The organism is Pseudoalteromonas sp. OF5H-5, from assembly GCF_021530695.1.
Lineage (GTDB): Bacteria > Pseudomonadota > Gammaproteobacteria > Enterobacterales > Alteromonadaceae > Pseudoalteromonas.
Genome location: NZ_JAKGBF010000009.1, coordinates 182,795 through 199,786, shown reverse-complemented (window position 1 = coordinate 199,786; position 16,992 = coordinate 182,795). Strand labels below are relative to the sequence as shown.

The 16,992-nt window shown below is 42.1% G+C and carries 17 protein-coding genes; 10 read left to right on the top strand and 7 right to left on the bottom strand.

Going from position 1 to position 16,992, the window contains the following annotated elements:
* Positions 1 to 9: 9 nt before the first annotated feature.
* The 10 genes from mmsB (at position 10) to L1271_RS14780 (ending at position 8,199) form a co-directional block, all read left to right on the top strand.
* Positions 10 to 897, top strand: coding sequence for a 3-hydroxyisobutyrate dehydrogenase (mmsB, locus tag L1271_RS14825; protein ID WP_235368161.1), 888 nt, complete (start codon positions 10 to 12; stop codon positions 895 to 897).
* A 6-nt stretch (positions 898 to 903) separates the two neighbouring features.
* Positions 904 to 1,665 carry an SDR family oxidoreductase gene (locus L1271_RS14820; RefSeq protein WP_010604931.1) on the top strand — a complete coding sequence of 254 codons (762 nt, stop codon included), beginning with the start codon at positions 904 to 906 and terminating at the stop codon, positions 1,663 to 1,665.
* A gap of 118 nt (positions 1,666 to 1,783) precedes the next feature.
* Complete coding sequence (gene gloA2 / locus L1271_RS14815; protein WP_235368160.1) at positions 1,784 to 2,173, top strand: SMU1112c/YaeR family gloxylase I-like metalloprotein; 390 nt, start codon at positions 1,784 to 1,786, stop codon at positions 2,171 to 2,173.
* Between the two features lie 29 nt (positions 2,174 to 2,202).
* Complete coding sequence (locus L1271_RS14810; protein ID WP_235368159.1) at positions 2,203 to 2,499, top strand: DUF1330 domain-containing protein; 297 nt, start codon at positions 2,203 to 2,205, stop codon at positions 2,497 to 2,499.
* Between the two features lie 100 nt (positions 2,500 to 2,599).
* Complete coding sequence (locus L1271_RS14805) at positions 2,600 to 3,997, top strand: hypothetical protein (RefSeq protein WP_211857675.1); 1,398 nt, start codon at positions 2,600 to 2,602, stop codon at positions 3,995 to 3,997.
* A gap of 130 nt (positions 3,998 to 4,127) precedes the next feature.
* Positions 4,128 to 4,667 (top strand): heme NO-binding domain-containing protein, encoded by a 540-nt coding sequence (locus tag L1271_RS14800; protein WP_039497675.1) that lies wholly within the window; start codon positions 4,128 to 4,130, stop codon positions 4,665 to 4,667.
* A gap of 4 nt (positions 4,668 to 4,671) precedes the next feature.
* On the top strand, positions 4,672 to 5,622 hold the full coding sequence (locus L1271_RS14795) for a sensor histidine kinase (RefSeq protein WP_235368158.1): 951 nt from the start codon (positions 4,672 to 4,674) through the stop codon (positions 5,620 to 5,622).
* A gap of 125 nt (positions 5,623 to 5,747) precedes the next feature.
* Positions 5,748 to 6,770 (top strand): biotin/lipoyl-containing protein, encoded by a 1,023-nt coding sequence (locus L1271_RS14790; RefSeq protein ID WP_235368157.1) that lies wholly within the window; start codon positions 5,748 to 5,750, stop codon positions 6,768 to 6,770.
* Positions 6,771 to 6,833: 63 nt separating this feature from the next.
* Entirely contained in the window at positions 6,834 to 7,349 is a 516-nt protein-coding gene (locus tag L1271_RS14785; RefSeq protein ID WP_235368156.1) for a DUF7691 family protein, read from the top strand.
* A gap of 400 nt (positions 7,350 to 7,749) precedes the next feature.
* Positions 7,750 to 8,199: a DUF4826 family protein gene (locus L1271_RS14780; RefSeq protein WP_010604923.1), complete on the top strand. Its 450-nt coding sequence runs from the start codon at positions 7,750 to 7,752 to the stop codon at positions 8,197 to 8,199.
* On the opposite strand, the gene L1271_RS14775 is transcribed toward L1271_RS14780, so the two are convergent.
* The 7 genes from L1271_RS14775 to L1271_RS14745 form a co-directional block, all read right to left on the bottom strand.
* Positions 8,183 to 8,641, bottom strand: coding sequence for a GNAT family N-acetyltransferase (locus L1271_RS14775; protein ID WP_029215775.1), 459 nt, complete (start codon positions 8,639 to 8,641; stop codon positions 8,183 to 8,185). The genes L1271_RS14780 and L1271_RS14775 overlap by 17 nt on opposite strands.
* 133 nt (positions 8,642 to 8,774) lie before the next feature.
* Positions 8,775 to 9,962 carry a ribosomal protein uL16 3-hydroxylase gene (locus tag L1271_RS14770; RefSeq protein ID WP_235368155.1) on the bottom strand — a complete coding sequence of 396 codons (1,188 nt, stop codon included), beginning with the start codon at positions 9,960 to 9,962 and terminating at the stop codon, positions 8,775 to 8,777.
* Positions 9,963 to 10,049: 87 nt separating this feature from the next.
* Entirely contained in the window at positions 10,050 to 11,420 is a 1,371-nt protein-coding gene (purB, locus tag L1271_RS14765; RefSeq protein ID WP_102056909.1) for an adenylosuccinate lyase, read from the bottom strand.
* Positions 11,421 to 11,695: 275 nt separating this feature from the next.
* The gene (hflD, locus tag L1271_RS14760; RefSeq protein WP_010604919.1) at positions 11,696 to 12,298 is read right to left on the bottom strand and encodes a high frequency lysogenization protein HflD; all 603 of its coding nucleotides are present in this window, start codon (positions 12,296 to 12,298) and stop codon (positions 11,696 to 11,698) included.
* On the bottom strand, positions 12,298 to 13,398 hold the full coding sequence (gene mnmA, locus L1271_RS14755) for a tRNA 2-thiouridine(34) synthase MnmA (protein WP_010604918.1): 1,101 nt from the start codon (positions 13,396 to 13,398) through the stop codon (positions 12,298 to 12,300). The genes hflD and mnmA overlap by 1 nt, the downstream gene beginning before the upstream one ends.
* A gap of 114 nt (positions 13,399 to 13,512) precedes the next feature.
* A complete protein-coding gene (locus tag L1271_RS14750) occupies positions 13,513 to 14,181 on the bottom strand; it encodes a pseudouridine synthase (protein WP_010604917.1) in 669 nt (222 codons plus the stop codon).
* Between the two features lie 111 nt (positions 14,182 to 14,292).
* Complete coding sequence (locus tag L1271_RS14745) at positions 14,293 to 16,512, bottom strand: NADP-dependent isocitrate dehydrogenase (RefSeq protein ID WP_211866193.1); 2,220 nt, start codon at positions 16,510 to 16,512, stop codon at positions 14,293 to 14,295.
* Positions 16,513 to 16,992: the final 480 nt, after the last annotated feature.

The window sequence follows — 16,992 nt, the reverse complement described above, 5'->3', positions numbered from 1 at the left end:
GTGACTTAAATGGCACAAGTAGGATTTATCGGCTTAGGTAATATGGGTGGTCCAATGGCCATTAACCTATTAAAGGCTGGCCACCAAGTATGTGTATTCGATTTGAACCCAGAGGCCGTTGCGACGCTTGAAGCAAGTGGCGCGACGAAGGCGACGGTTGTGAGCGATGTATGTCGCGAAGCTGATTATGTGATCAGTATGCTGCCTGCAGGCAAACATGTTCGAGCAGTGTATACCGGTGATGACGGATTAATTAATTACCTTAGCAAAAACACACAAGTAATTGATTGCTCGACCATTGATGCTGGATCTGCTCAGTTTGTTGGCAACAAGTTGGCAGAATCGGGTATTTCATTTGTCGATGCGCCAGTGTCTGGCGGTGTGGCAGGTGCAGCGGCCGGTACCTTAACTTTTATTGTCGGTGGTAATAAAGCGGACTTTGAACGTACGCATGTGGTACTGACCAATATGGGTAAGAATATCTTCCATGCTGGAGATATTGGTGCCGGACAAGTCGCTAAGATATGTAACAATATGCTGTTATCAATACTAATGGCGGGCACAAGTGAAGCGCTGCAGATGGGTGTAGATCATGGCTTAGATCCTAAAGTATTGAGCGAAATCATGCTAAACAGCTCTGGTCGTAACTGGACGCTAGAGCTATACAACCCATGTCCTGACGTATTAGAAAATGTGCCTTCTTCGAACGGTTATAAGCCGGGCTTTATGGTTGATTTAATGGCTAAAGATCTTGGTCTTGCGATGCAATCTGCGCAGCAAACGAATTCTGCGACGCCCATGGGGGCTCTGGCGAAGAATTTGTATAACTTGATGCAAAATCAAGGCAAAGGCAGTGAAGACTTTAGTGCGATTTTTAAGCTTTATTCAGAGAAATAGGACACTATGGATATTAACAATAAAACAGTTGTGATCACCGGTGGTGCGCAAGGCTTAGGTCTTGCCATGGCGACTGAAATGGCAAAGCATGGGGCAAAACTTGCCCTGATTGATATGCAAGAAGACGTTTTAGCAGAAGCGAAGCACGAACTAGCTCAATTCGGCACCCAAGTTAACACGTATGTCGCTAATGTTAGTCAAGAATCAGACGTCGAAAATGTGTTTAATGCGATCGTAAATGACTTCGGCGATATTTCGGTATTAATTAATAATGCGGGTATTTTGCGTGACGGTTTGCTACTCAAAGCAAAAGACGGGCAAGTCATCGATAAAATGTCGCTTTCGCAATTTCAATCCGTTATTGATGTCAATCTCACAGGTGTTTTCCTGTGCGGCCGCGAAGCTGCTGTCAAAATGGTAGAAGCGGGTAACGGTGGCGTGATCATTAATATGTCGAGCGTTGCGCGCGCTGGTAATATGGGGCAAACCAATTATTCAGCGGCAAAGTCTGGTGTCGTTGCGATGACTACCAGTTGGGCTAAAGAATTAGGTCGTTTTGGTATTCGCGTGGGCGCAATTGCACCTGGTGTGATCCGTACAAAAATGACCGATGCAATGAAGCCTGAAGCCAAAGAGCGCCTAGTGAAAATGAAGCCAGTAGGGCGTCTTGGCGAAGCGCAAGAAATTGCCCATACTGCAAAATATATCATTGAAAACGATTTCTTTACGGGACGTGTCGTTGAGATTGACGGCGGCATTCGCTTGTAATGAAAAAATAGGCTTGGTTTTACAACTTGTAGTCCAAGTTCCTACTTGAGTGTGTGAAGCGGCAATGCAAATTGCCGCTTTTTTATTTGAAAGACATTAAATTAGTTAGGAGAAGTGCTTGAAGTTATCTGGAATACATCACGTCGCTGTTATTTGTTCTGACTACCAAAGATCAAAAGTGTTTTATACCGAAGTACTTGGTTTGCACGTACTCAGGGAGAACTATCGAAAAGATAGAGCGTCCTATAAATTAGATCTTGCGCTGCCTGATGGGAGCCAGGTTGAGTTGTTTTCGTTTCCAAATCCTCCCAAGCGACCATCACATCCAGAGGCGCAAGGGCTGAGGCATTTAGCATTTAGTGTATCAGATATTGATGCTTGTATTGCACACCTTGTGCAGAATCAAGTTGCTGTAGAGCCTGTTCGAATAGATGAATATACAGGCAAACGGTTTACCTTTTTCAGCGACCCTGATGGTTTGCCGCTGGAGCTTTATGAGCAATGTTAAGATGATAACTACTTTAAAAGGGCTAAATTATGTATGAGATGTTAGTGGCGATGGAAATTCATAACAGCGAGCGATATGCCAAATATCGTGAGGTGATGAAGCCAATCTTAAGACAATATGGTGGTGGATTTAGTAACGATTTTCATATTGCAGAAACCTTGCTAACAGAGGGACGGTGCCAAGCTAATCGACTTTTTACCATATATTTTCCTGATCAAGCTTCAATGGAGTCCTTCTTCAGTGATGCTGAATATGTAGAGATAAAGGCGCGATACTTTGAAGATAGCGTCAGTGGGTTTGATATTTTGGCGAGCTACATTAGGTAAGGCTAAAACAAGGAGCAAAATTGGGTAAAGTTTATTCTATGTGGGTCGATAACGTTTAATAACTCCGCGGTAAATTGAATTTGTAACAAGGATATAGGTTATGAATATAAGACCACCATATCAAATGAATAACGGCAATGTTGTAAACTCAACATCGTCAGAAAAACTACATGAAAAGGTCAGAGAAGTTGCGACAAATAGGGCCGACGATGAGCCCAATCAATTACCTAGTTCAGACAATGAATTAACTATTGATTTTTCTTACACACAATCACCAGTCACATACAGTAAAGAATTTTTTCTCAACCTAGACCTCAGCATGATTGGGCTTAAGCGCTATGGGATTCATCGAGAGCATATGGGAACGGATGAAAATGGCCATATTTATAAAGATACCTATGGTGATTTTGAAGGAAGAGAGAAAATTGACGAATTTCTAGCTATTTTCGATCGTTTGGACGAAGAACAAAAAATAAAGTTTTCCCACTTTAAACCAACTGAAGCACTTCTTGATGTTGCTAACAGATTAACTGATGAAGAGCTTGGACAGCTCACCGATTTTATTGTCGAGTCGTTGACTATCAACTTACTGGATCAAAAAAAGGATGATTATTCTACCAAGCTAATAAATAAGCTTAGCAATATGTCAGATGAGGTATTACAAGATACGGTGAAGACCATGTCTAAGCTGATGGAGCAAGCTGACAATAAAGTCTTCGCTGAACCAAATTTACCAGCTTATCTGCTTGATAAAGACGGCCATGCTGATTTCGATTTAAATGTAAGAGGTTTAGGCTTTTTTGAAGATGTAAACGCGTATGGTGACATGAACAACCAATTATTAAATGACTATGCAAAATTTGTCATTGATAACAAATTCTCAGACGGTGATCTTTTAGATCTGAACGCGCATTTAGCAAATTCTGATTTTGATACGAGTCGTGGCATATTAGATATGGCAACTTTGGTTAAGGCAAATGACCGAACTACTTTTATAGAAATGTTAAACGAAGTGGATACGCGGGAGCCGAATAACCTGTTCGCAAGATTGAGCAAACTCAATTACGAAAATGAGAATACAGAATACTTTAGAACTGACAATCGAGAATACGTTAAATTTAAAGGTGCACCAGCTGACGATAACGAAAAAAGTAGGTTATACAATCAGCTGATAAAAGCCTATGAAAATCAGGGACTCGGTTGGATGAATGACGTAATGGAGCAGTCAGAGGGTATGCCTGTGCGAGCTGAGCTCAATATGTGGCTATCTATTTTAGAAGATGTTGAAGAAAACCCCGATGCGTTTAAACGCTCAGACTCTGTTGAAACTTGGATGGAGCGCAATTTATCTGGAATTGTAAATGACTACTATCAAGGCATAAAAGAAAAGGTATTTGCGCATAATGAGGAACTAGATAACTTTCTCAATATGTCTATGCTTGAAAGAATTGAACTCGATACAATTAAACTTGACGAACAAACTTCTACAGCTGAATAGAGAAAGATCTATTACATCCCAAATATTGTTCTACACTTAATTAAGAACGAAACAAGCTTGTTAATTCAAAGGCTTGTTTCGAGGTGAGTCTTGACTATATAACGCAGCAACTTTGTTAAGGGAGAGTTTAATGCGCGGCGTGATATTTAGAGGTTTAGAAGAATTAGTTGTAGAAGCGATTGGCATGCAAGCTTGGGATGAGTTACTCGAAGCACATGCACCCGAGGGAAGGGTCTATGTTTCCCCTACATCCTACCCAGATGCAGAGCTATTTGCGTTAGCACAAGGCGTTGCTGACAAATTGAATAAGCCATTGACAGATGTATTGGCCATTTTCGGACAGTCGTTATTTGGATTTTTGGCGGAAAAGCACAAAGGTATCTCGTCAAAATTTGCGTCGTTTGAAGAGTTGGTTTTATCTATCGATAGCGTGATACACATGGAGGTAAAAAAGCTCTACGATGAGCCGAATCTCCCCTCTATTGCGGCGATAGTGAAAGATGACAAAACTATCGTATTAGAGTATTGCTCGAATCGTAAATTGTGTTTTTGTGCGGAAGGGCTACTTTATGGTGCCGCCCAATTTTACAGTCGCAAACTAAAAATTGAACATCCACAGTGCATGCACAGCGGCGCTAAACATTGCGTACTCATTCTGCATTTGGATTAATTCGATGTCTGAATATAACGACTATAAAAAGGCGTATCTAAGAGAGCGTCGTGCACGTGATGAAGTCGAGTCATTACTTGAAGAGAAAACGCGTGCGTTATATTTGGCTAACCAAACACTTGAACGTCAATTAGCGCAGCTTAAGAATCAACAAGCTGTATTAATAAACAACGAACGTATGGCGACGTTAGGGACACTATCTGCAGGCGTTGCACATGAATTAAATAACCCGCTGGCATATGTGGCGGGGAACCTTGAGTCACTTAATTACTATATCTCGCCAATCTTGCAGTTGCTTGAGACAGTAAAATTACTTGAGCGAAATGAATTGAGAGGAGAACAATTGGAAGCTCGCCTTATTGATATATATTTAAGGCAACGTATTGACGAAATTACGAATGATTTGCCGGATCTCGTTCATGACACGCTGCATGGCTGCGAGCGAATTAAAACCATAGTAAACGATTTAATGAATTTCTCCCGCTCCAATAACGATAGTTTCGGTAGGGCGTCTCTAAAGTCTATTGTTGAAGACACACTTCGTTTACTTCATGGGCAACTTAAGGGATACGAGCTAACCGTCGCGGTCGAAGATGTGCCAACTATCTTTTGCAAGGAGGGAGCGCTAAAACAAGCTATCATCAATCTTTTGGTGAATGCTAAATATGCGGTAGACATGAGCCATAAATCGCATAAATCAATAGAAGTGCTACTCGCACCGGGTAACGATCAAGATATTATCTTAAGCGTTAGCGACAACGGAATTGGAATTGATGCTGATGTGCTTCCTAGATTGTTCGATCCTTTCTTTACGACTAAGCCTGTCGGCGAAGGTACAGGCATGGGACTTGCCGTTACTCATGCGATTGTAAAAGAGCACAAAGGGAAAATAGATGTTCAGAGTCAAGAAGGAGTGGGTAGTCAGTTTACTATTTCCTTTCCTTTGGAGCAGTGAGAAGCTTGCACCTGTCCCCACTTTGTAATACGTTAATCGACTAAATTAGACATATTATCAGTGATTTTCATCTGAGGTTTTGAGCCTCATCTTTTAATTGGATACTTAAACGTAATAGGGAAATTATGACGATTGAAATGAAAGTACCCGTGTTGCCTGAGTTAATAGATACTGCAAAAATTGCAACACTCTATGTAGCTGAAGGACATCAAGTTGCAAAAGATCAAGTCTTATGTGATATCGAAACGAGTAAGGTCGTATTGGAGCTACGAGCGCCAGAAGCCAGCCGTATCGGTAAAATAGTGGTGAGCGAAGGCGATGTTTTGAAAACTGATGCGCTTATTATGTCAATCACTCCGGATCCAGAATTAAACCACTTAGTTGCACTTGAATCGAAGAGAGTTCATCAGCTGCTCAGTAATGAAGACATCACTACTGACCACGAGTTGAAAGGAAAAGGCAATATTGACGTGCAGATCGATGTATTACCCGATTTTGTCGAGAGTGCAACGGTTATTGAAATCTATGTTAAAGAAGGAGATATGGTTGCTTGTGGCGATAGGCTTTGTGATGTTTATACTGACAAGGCCATCCTTGAAGTTTGTGCTCCCAATGATGGCGTAGTGTGCGATTTTATCAAAAAGCTTGAGCAAGCAGTCGTTGCAGGTGAAACGATCGTCACTTTGTATCACCCCGAGTATATTGCGCCTGAGACTACACTTCCTGAATCGAAAGAAGATAATACTGATACCTTAATAGCTCAAGTATTGTTAGATCCAGCTTTGGATAATGAACCTTCTACGCTGGTCGAGCTTAATAGGCCTTCTCATCAGGCTACATGTGATAGTTTAGAAGCGCATAAAGACATAGCTACAGTCGAAGCAACCGATAGCACGGTTATTGACACACAGCTTAAAAATGAATCTCCCTCTCTTAGTACTCAAACTGGCGATAGCTATGTTGATTTAACAAATGACCATGTTAGTCCAGCTTCAACGGTTTTACGATCAGAGTCTGCAGTGATTGCCCATGTAAGAGAAGATTGTAGCAAAGACAGTCAAGAAGGAGGTGCTAGCTCTGGCAAAGTGTTTACGTTTGCCGCCAGTGTAATCGTTATTGCGCTGGCAGGTTATTTTTTGCTGGTATAGATTCGCGCTTGTAGCAGCTGCAAAGAAGTTAACCAGCTATTTTACTCAAAAAGGAGATTTTTAATGAGTTATAATGTCATTGCATATCAAGTTGATGCAGAAAAAGTAAAAGCGGTGTGGGGAAGTAAAGATCAGCAATTTTTGGATAGGTTTTTATCCAAATATCGAGATGAAATTGCAGAGCAAGAAGAAGAGCTGGATGTTAAGGGATATGCCGCTTGCATGGCGAATATTATAAATGGAACGAGTACAGATGAGGACGACGAAGACAACTTTATTTACGGTTATCTATATGAAATGCTGTGCCAAGAATTTGGTGAGATGGTTCGCCATGATGACTTTCTAGACATAATGGAAGATGTGACGCCATCTAATCATAAAGCATTTATTCCTATCCCCAAAAATGATGATTGGCCTGAATTCTACAGTGTCCCTCTTGAAGAATTAGAGTCGGGTCGACAGGTTTTTCTTGGTAGTGACGAGCCATATACTAACGAAACTTCCTATATAGAAACGGTGAACTTCATTTTCGATACAGCAGTTCAAAACCACAAAGCTTTGGTTTTCTTTGGTTATTGATTTGAGGTTTCAATCTACCGATTAAAATTTTTGACAATAAATACGGCGCTGTTTGGTGCAGCGTTAATTGCCTCTACATGAAAAGACGATAAGTAACAATAATCTAGCCATAGTCAGTATTCCTTGAGTTTAAGTAATCATGTTGATATGGCTAGAATAGAGAAAGAAACTTTCTCGAAACTTACAGTTCAGTAATTAATCATATAAACTCAAAATTCCTTCGTTCGTATTGCCGTTATGACTGCAAAAGCTTAGTATCAGGTAACTTCGCAAGCGTTTGAGTGCTTGGTGTATAAGAATCAAAACCGATTTGCTGAATAATTTGCTTTGAAACACACCGCGTAAATAACGATAAAGTAAAATGCTATTCGGTAATCTAAAAAGAATAAAAGGGTGAACAATGAGTGAAGAACAAAACCAACCGCAGCAAGAGACGTTGACACCAGAACAACAGCAGCAAAGATCAATACAATGGCAGCGTAGCTGCGTACAAGCTGCACAAAAACACCTCGCGGATAAAGGAGTGCTACCGCAAAGTATAATTGAAAAAGAATGTCGTTATATTGAGCCATTGGTTGCGCTTTGGAAAATCAAAGGTCAAAACGGCAAAAAGTATTGGGTGATCACAGGTAATCTACCGACGGATCATATTGAGGCTTCCGCTGCAGCGACAGCACGTGAAGCACTACGCTATTTTTCATTCCATTGGCAAATGAAAGCAGAAGAAATTATGTCTGCAAAGCCAGTAGAAAAAACACAAGCCCAGTTTGCTAATCTACTAGTAAACCGAGCTCACGGTCTATATGACCTTTTCGCTAAAGATGAACTTTGGGCTAATGAAGCATCGTAAACGGTTCCATCTTGAGTGATTGAATAGGGCATTTCAAGCGCTGTCTTGGAATGCCAGCTTCCATAAATACGTGCCCATGCGTGGAAAACCCCGACTGTAAAAATTCGGGCACTTCATCCAAAATGCATTGGATAAAAACATCTTCAAAGCCTTTGTCTTTTGCCAAGTCAACAAGTCCCCCGATCAACGAAGCATAAGCATCTCGATTACGGTGAGATTTGAATATGGCAATGCGGCTTAATAACCCGTCTTCGCATAGTCTCCCTGTGCCAACTGGCCCATCGAATTCGTCAATAATGATTAAGTGCTCAGCAGTGATATCCTGCTGATCAAATTCGACTTCTTTAGGAATATGAAGTTCATACACAAATACGCGTTCACGTATCGCTTTTAGCTCCAATTTTTTGGTTTGCCAAGTTACTCTACTGATCCTATAACTCATACTGCCCCCATCTACAGATTGCACCTGCATTCCCTGTTTAGCGACAAGCTAGAGCTTGCGAAAACCTTGAAGATAAAGGATTTCGCGGCATATTGTTATTTTTGTGAACGCGGCTATCTTGTTCTAACAGGCTCTACTCCCAGCCCTCATCGAAGTCAGCATCGGCTGGATCGCTGTCTTCAACGAAGTAGGTCCCATCATTAATCAGTTTAGTTAACGTTTGTTTAAATTCCAAACTATTTAATGCAGGAATTATTGCATTAAACTCAAACACAACATGATCGCTTAGCTGCTTTACGGCATCTAAACAATGATGGTCTAATTCATAGTTTTCACCATTAACACTGAACAAAATATGATCGTCACAGATTTGGTAAATAGCACGTACTCCACCAGCGCGATAAACCAATGGGTGATCTTTGGCGATCTCGAGAAGCTCCTGAGGATCAATTATGGGTTCTAATGGCGCGAGATCCATCTCATGTTTTGGTTCGCTGAGTGTCTTTCCAAGCCATTGACTGTATAGTGCCTTATCTTCAAGTAAAGCATTGAGCAGAGACTTTATCTGTTGTTGGTCGCTGCAGGTGACTTCGCCAATAGACGCTCTGAGTTGTAATTCTGGATCGCTAAAACGGCGTTTGCCAGCTTCCATATCAATTACGTGATCAGCAAAGCTTGAAAGTAAGTCTTTTTGATCAGGCGCTCGAAAGCCAACTGAGTAGTTTAAAGCATTCTCAACTGCATAACCTTCGTGAGGACAAGCTGGCGGAATATATAAGATATCACCCGGTTCAAGAACTGCATCAATGACCGCTTCGAATTGCTCTACTTGTAATAGACTCTTGTTGCGCGCAAATTGCTTTAGGCTGTTGTCCCGTTCGCCAACTCGCCAATGACGTTTACCTTGTCCTTGAATTATAAAAACATCATATTGATCTAAGTGCGGACCAACGCCACCACTAGGAGTCGAAAAGCTAATCATCAAATCGTCTATGCGCCAATTTGGTATAAATCTAAACGCTTCTATTAATTGTGCGGCTTGTGGGTGCCAGTGATCAACGGCTTGGACCAATAGGGTGCTGTTGCTATCGGTGAGTAAATCAAATTGTTCAAAAGGGCCGTGATGGGCTTCCCAGTTATTATTGTGATTAGTGACAATTCGAGATTCTATGCATTCTTCAGTTGCAAGGCCGGCAAGTTCTTCTGGCTCAATTGGGTCTTCAAAGTCTCGGAATCCTTGTTTGATGAGTAATGGCTTCTTTTGCCAATACTGGGCAAGAAATTGTTCGAAGGTAAGGTCATTAATTTGCAGTTGATACATAGGGAAATTCCAGTAATAAAAAAGCGAAAGAGTGCACTCTTTCGCTTATTCTATACCAAGTAGTAAAAAGCTGGTGTCGCTTTATACTTAGTTTAGTTCGTCAATGAACGCTTCAGCACGACCGATATAGTTTGCTGGCGTCATTTCTTTCATTTGTGCTTTTACTTCATTTGGCAAGTCTAGGTTATCGATGAAGTCAGCCATGATTTCTTTGTTTACGCGTTTACCACGAGTAAGATCTTTTAGCTTTTCATATGGCTTTTCGATACCGTACTTACGCATTACCGTTTGGATTGGCTCTGCAAGTAGTTCCCAGTTATCATCAAGCTCAGCAAGCAAACGATCAGCATTGACTTCTAACTTGCTAACGCCTTTTAGCGTTGCTTGATACGCGATAAGCGCATAACCCATACCAACACCTAAGTTACGTAAAACCGTTGAGTCGGTTAGGTCACGTTGCCAGCGTGAAACAGGTAGTTTTTGTGCAAGATGCGCAAAGATAGCGTTAGCAATGCCAAGGTTACCTTCAGAGTTTTCAAAGTCGATAGGGTTAACTTTGTGAGGCATTGTTGAAGAACCAATCTCACCAGCAATGGTTTTTTGCTTGAAGTGGTTTAGCGCGATATAACCCCAAACGTCACGGTCAAAGTCAATTAAGATAGTATTGAAGCGTGCAATCGCATCGAATAGCTCAGCGATATAGTCATGCGGTTCGATTTGCGTTGTGAATGGGTTCCAAGTCAAACCTAGGCTTGATACAAAACGTTCACTGTGTGCATGCCAATCGTAATCTGGGTAAGCGCTTAGGTGAGCATTATAGTTGCCAACGGCACCATTGATTTTACCAAGCATTTGTACGTTAGCGATTTGCTGGCGTTGGCGTTGCAGACGAACATACACGTTTGCAAACTCTTTACCCATGGTTGATGGTGAAGCAGGTTGGCCGTGTGTACGAGTCATCATTGGAATTGACTTATACTCAACCGCTTTGTCTTTGATTGCGCTCAGTAGCTCATCACAGTATGGCAGTAATACCGTGTCACGCGCTTCAGTTAGCATTAGGCCATGAGAAAGGTTGTTGATGTCCTCAGAGGTACATGCAAAATGAATAAATTCATTGACGGCATTTAGCTCGGCATTGTCAGCTACTTTTTCTTTAAGAAGGTATTCTACAGCTTTAACGTCGTGGTTAGTGGTGCGCTCAATCTCTTTTACGCGTGCTGCGTCTGCTTCGCTGAAGTTTTCAACGATGCTATCAAGAAGTGCGTTGGCTTCATCGCTGAAAGCAGGTACTTCTTTAATGGCGTCGCTGCTCGCTAGCGCTTGTAGCCAACGAACTTCTACGATGACGCGGTATTTGATCAAGCCAAATTCACTGAAGATGCTTCTCAGTTCTTTGGTCTTGCTACCATAGCGACCATCCACAGGAGAGATAGCGGTTAACGCTGAAAGCTCCATAATAACTCCTAACTATTTGTTTTTGAACGATACTTAGATAGTGGTATTAGAACCACTACGAATTTTATACCAACTTGATTAATTAAGTGGTCTACTTTGAGGCGATAAAATCTAGTCGATAACACCGCTTCCGCATCCTGCTCACGCTAAGGTACCTACATCCATATAGGCAAGGCGAAAATTTTGCTATTTAGTTGTTCTAAATAAGAAATTCTTAGCCCTGTTAGCGTCAGATTTGCTCCTTCAAATTGAGCAAGTATTAAGACAAATTGGTATTACATATAACTTTTTGCAGCAGTAATGATTTTCTTTTTCGCAAAAAAGAAATGACGACGTTTACCGCCGAGCTGGCGCCACAATACTGCACTACGGATCCCCGCAAGTAATAGCGCCCGAATTTTTTGTTGTGTTGCTGTTTGTTTTAATAGCTCAGGCTTACCGAATACTTGGATCTTAGGGCCAAGAGGGCTTATTACTTGACCGTAAATGTCGGCAAGTGCGGCAACAACTTGGCTTTCACAGATATCAAAGTGTAATAACTGGCGCTCAACTTGCTGAATTTTTTGTGCTAACAAATCAAGAGATTTGCTATCGTTACTTAGCACTCGCTCTAATTGCATCATCGCGCCAACATATTTAACCATTTCAACGTCTTTTTCGCCGCCAGCCGAAAGCTGCTCAATTAGCGTTCGACAGCCTGTTTTGATGGCAAATTTGTCTGGGTAAACGTCCTCTGGGCGTTCAGGAGAAGTATTAATAATGCTTTTTAAAAAGCCCTCAACTTCATTTTCATTGAAGGTGCCGTAACGCGCACATTTTTGTACCAGTTTACTGATCTGACACATTGCCGCCAGAGGCATTACGTATTGGTTTTGCATTATTTAATCACCGACTCAATAATACCGCCGCCAAGGCACACGTCATTTGCGTAGAATACCGCAGATTGTCCGGGAGTTACGGCTTTTTGTGGCTCATCGAATAGCACACGTGCCATACCATCTTGGCCAACTAATAACGTACAAGGGATGTCGGTTTGGCGATAACGTGTTTTTACCGTGCAGCGAGTTGTACCTTGCGGACCTACGCGGTCGACCCAATGTAGTTGATTTGCGTTTAGACCATTGCTGAACAGGCGAGGGTGGTTTTTACCTTGACCAACAACCAGTACATTACGTTCGATATCTTTATCTACCACATACCAAGGTTCGCCGTTGCCTTCTTTAGAACCACCAATTAATAGACCCTTACGTTGACCTAGCGTGTGGTACATCAAGCCTTCATGTTCACCAACATGATTACCTTCGCAATCTTCAATCACACCAGGCTGCGCGGGCAAAAATTTGGCAAGGAAGTCTTTAAATTTGCGCTCACCGATAAAGCAGATCCCGGTTGAATCTTTTTTATCGTGTGTGATTAAGCCTTGGTCTTCTGCAATTTTACGCACTTCTGGCTTTTCAATTTCACCCACAGGGAAGAGTGTTTGCGCAATATGTTCATGGCTTAATGTGTAAAGGAAATAGCTTTGATCTTTGTTCTCGTCATCTCCACGAAGCATAACGAATTTACCGTCACGCTCTGCGCGACGAACATAGTGGCCAGTTGCGATATAGTCTGCCCCCAACGCTTCTGCTGCAAACTGTAAAAAGGCTTTAAATTTGATTTCTTTGTTGCACATGATGTCTGGGTTTGGTGTACGGCCAGCCTTGTATTCTTCAAGGAAGTGTTCAAACACATTATCCCAGTATTCAGCAGCAAAGTTTACGGTGTGTAGCTCAATACCTAGCTTATCACACACTGCCTGGGCATCTTTTAGATCATCAGCTGCTGCACAATACTCATCATTGTCATCTTCTTCCCAGTTCTTCATAAACAGGCCTTCTACTTGGTAGCCTTGTTGTTTTAAAAGGTAGGCAGATACAGAAGAATCTACACCGCCGGACATTCCGACAATGACTTTAATGTGACTATTATCGCTCATAATTTCGCTATTAATCTTAATGCTCAGATAGAAAGCGCTTATTATACTCAAATCTCTTTAAATTGCACGTCCGTGAGGCGTTCAAGCGCAGGAGAAAAGTCCTAGTAGGAAATGCTAAAGCACTCGATATTCACCGTTTTTAAGATCGCCCAGACTATATTTACCTATTTGTGCGCGAATAAGTCTAAGCGTGGGATGACCAATATGCGCCGTCATACGACGAACTTGTCTATTACGCCCTTCTTTGATGGAGATAGAAAGCCAGGTTGTTGGGATATTTTTGCGTTCTCTTATCGGCGGGTTACGCGGCCAAACATTGGGCTCAGTTATTACTTCCACTTTGGCAGGTAAAGTTGGACCATCTTTTAGTTCTACACCGTTTCTTAGCGCGTTTAGGCATTCGCTACTTGGCTCTCCTTCGACCTGAACCCAGTAGGTTTTATATGTCGATTTTTTAGGAGAAGTCAGGGTGTTTTGTAATTTACCGCAGTTGGTAAGTAGCAATAGCCCCTCACTATCTCTATCCAAGCGACCTGCAGCATAGACATCTTTGATATCAATAAAATCAGCCAATGTTTGACGATTTTGATCATCAGTAAACTGACACAAAACATCAAAAGGCTTATTAAATAGAACGACTTTTACTTGCTCTGGCGGTAGGGCGGGTTTTGACAGCCGATTAGTTATTGGCTTTTTCCGTGCTGTGTTGTGTCTAGAGAATGCGGGCTTATTAGCATGTGATTTTCTTTTGTTATTTGTATTGGCTCTACTACTTGTGTTCATCGCCACATTCCTAAGGTTCACGAAAAATGGCATTTTAGCGCAATTGCTCCTGAGTGTCGCCTGCAAGCAAAAAAGCGACCCTCAGGCCGCTTTTTGACTGTTATCCGAAGATTACAGTGACGCTAGTACGTCGTTAAATACCGCAGAAGGACGCATAGCTGCGAACGCTTTGTCATCTTCAGGCTGGTAATAACCACCAACATCCATTGCTTGACCTTGTGCTTCATTTAGTGCTGCAACAATATCAGCTTCTTTTGCTGTTAGTTCCGCAGCAACATTTTCAAACTTAGCTTTAAGCTCTGCATCTTTGTCTTGTGCAGCCAGCTCTTGAGCCCAGTACATTGCAAGGTAAAAATGGCTACCGCGGTTATCAAGCTCTTTCACTTTACGTGAAGGTGACTTGTTTTCATCTAAGAATTTAGCCGTTGCTGCGTCTAGTGTGTCTGCAAGTACTTGTGCCTTAGCATTACCCGTTGTTTGGCTCAAATGCTCAAAAGAAGCAGCAAGTGCAAGGAACTCACCTAGCGAGTCCCAACGCAAGTGGTTTTCTTTTTCGAACTGTTGAACGTGTTTAGGCGCAGAACCACCCGCACCAGTTTCAAATAAGCCACCGCCATTCATTAGTGGAACGATAGATAGCATTTTTGCACTCGTACCAAGCTCTAAAATTGGGAATAGGTCAGTTAGGTAATCACGTAACACGTTACCCGTTACTGAAATAGTATCTTCGCCCTTTTTCATGCGCTCTAGAGAGTATAGTGTTGCATCCACTGGTGCTTTGATTAAGATTTCAAGGCCATCAGTGTCATGCTCTGGCAGATATGCGTTTACCTTTTTGATAAGTTCAGCGTCGTGAGCACGGGCTTCGTCTAACCAGAAAACGGCAGGTGTATTCGTTGCGCGAGCACGGTTAACCGCTAGTTTTACCCAGTCTTTGATCGGTGCATCTTTCACCTGACACATACGCCAGATGTCGCCTTCTGCAACAGTGTGCTCAAGTAAAGTGTTGCCCGCCGCATTTACAACGCGGATTGTGCCAGCTGATGGCGCTTCAAACGTTTTGTCGTGTGAACCGTACTCTTCCGCTTTTTGTGCCATTAGACCGACGTTAGGGATCGTACCCATAGTACGTGGGTCAAATGCACCGTTTTCTTTACAGAAATCAATCGTTGCGCCGTACACACCTGAGTAACAACGATCTGGGATCACAAAAGCCGTATCTTGTTGTTTACCTTCAGCATTCCACATCTGACCGCTTGAACGAATTGCAGCAGGCATTGATGCATCAATGATCACGTCACTAGGTACATGCAGGTTTGTAATACCACGGTCTGAGTCTACCATCGCGATATCAGGTGCTGTCTCGTAAACGGCTGCAAGGTCTGCTTCGATTTCTTTGCGCTTCGCGTCGTCCAACGACTCAATTTTTGAGTACACGTCGCCAACACCGTTGCTTGCGTCAACACCGATTTCAGCAAATGTCGCCGCATGCTTTTCGAATACGTCTTTGTAGAATACTTTTACAGCATGACCAAAGATGATTGGATCTGACACCTTCATCATGGTTGCTTTCATGTGTAGCGAGAATAAAACGCCTTTATCTTTTGCTTCTTGTACTTGTACTGCTAAGAATTCACGTAGTGCCTGTACACTCATACGAGAGGCGTCAATGATTTCACCCGCAAGTAGTGGCGTGCTTTGTTTTAGTACGGTGATGTCACCATTGTTCGCTACGTGCTCAATACGAACATCAGTCGCTTCAGCAACCGTTACCGACTGTTCAGAACCGAAGAAGTCACCGTCAGCCATTGATGCAACATAAGACTGTGAGTCTTTAGACCAAGCACCCATTGAATGCGGGTTTTTACGAGCATAGCCTTTGACTGAAGTTGGAGCACGGCGGTCTGAGTTACCTTCACGAAGTACAGGGTTTACTGCACTACCTTTGATTTTGTCATAACGCGCTTTAACATCGGCTTCTTCGTCTGTTTTTGCTTCAGAAGGATACTCTGGAAGCGCGTAACCTTTAGCTTGCAATTCTTTAATTGCTGCACGAAGTTGTGGAATTGAAGCACTGATATTAGGTAACTTGATGATGTTAGCTTCAGGCGTTTTAGCAAGTGCACCTAGCTCAGCGAGTGCATCACCAATACGTTGTTCTTCTTTTAAGTACTCAGGGAAAGTCGCAATAATACGTCCTGCAAGTGAAATATCGCGAGTTTCAACTTCGATATTTGCAGGCTTAGTGAATGCTTGGATGATTGGCAATAGCGAGTAAGTTGCGAGAGCCGGGGCTTCATCTGTTTTGGTATAGATAATTTTCGATGTCATCATCATTCCTAGATAGTTGTGGGCTTTTACGCCGTTCAACAATTGCTAATAGGACTAAGCAACGCAATTTTCACACTCAACAACGTGTCGTTGTCGCTGGTTAAAACGGGACCAGTTCACTAAGCGATTAATGAAAGGTGCAAAAAACCTCGACAATCCTCGTTAGAATCGATGCCTAGGTAGCGCAGCATTAGCAAGTTTGTTAGGTATTTATACTTTTGGCTTATTACAATAACTGGTATTCATTCAGCATTGAAATGCATCAAGTAGCAATATCTAATCAACCTGAAATTGACTTTGCAAGCGTGCTTTAGTCTAACAGTGTTTGCATATGGGGGCTAATTATTAAATTTAAAGTGTAAAAGTGAAAAGTTATAACAAACGTGATAAGGAGAGATTGAAGATTTCTTTTAGTTATTGTGCAGATATTCAAAAAAGAGGAATAAGCGAGCACTCATGTAACCCGCTTTAGCCAAAAAC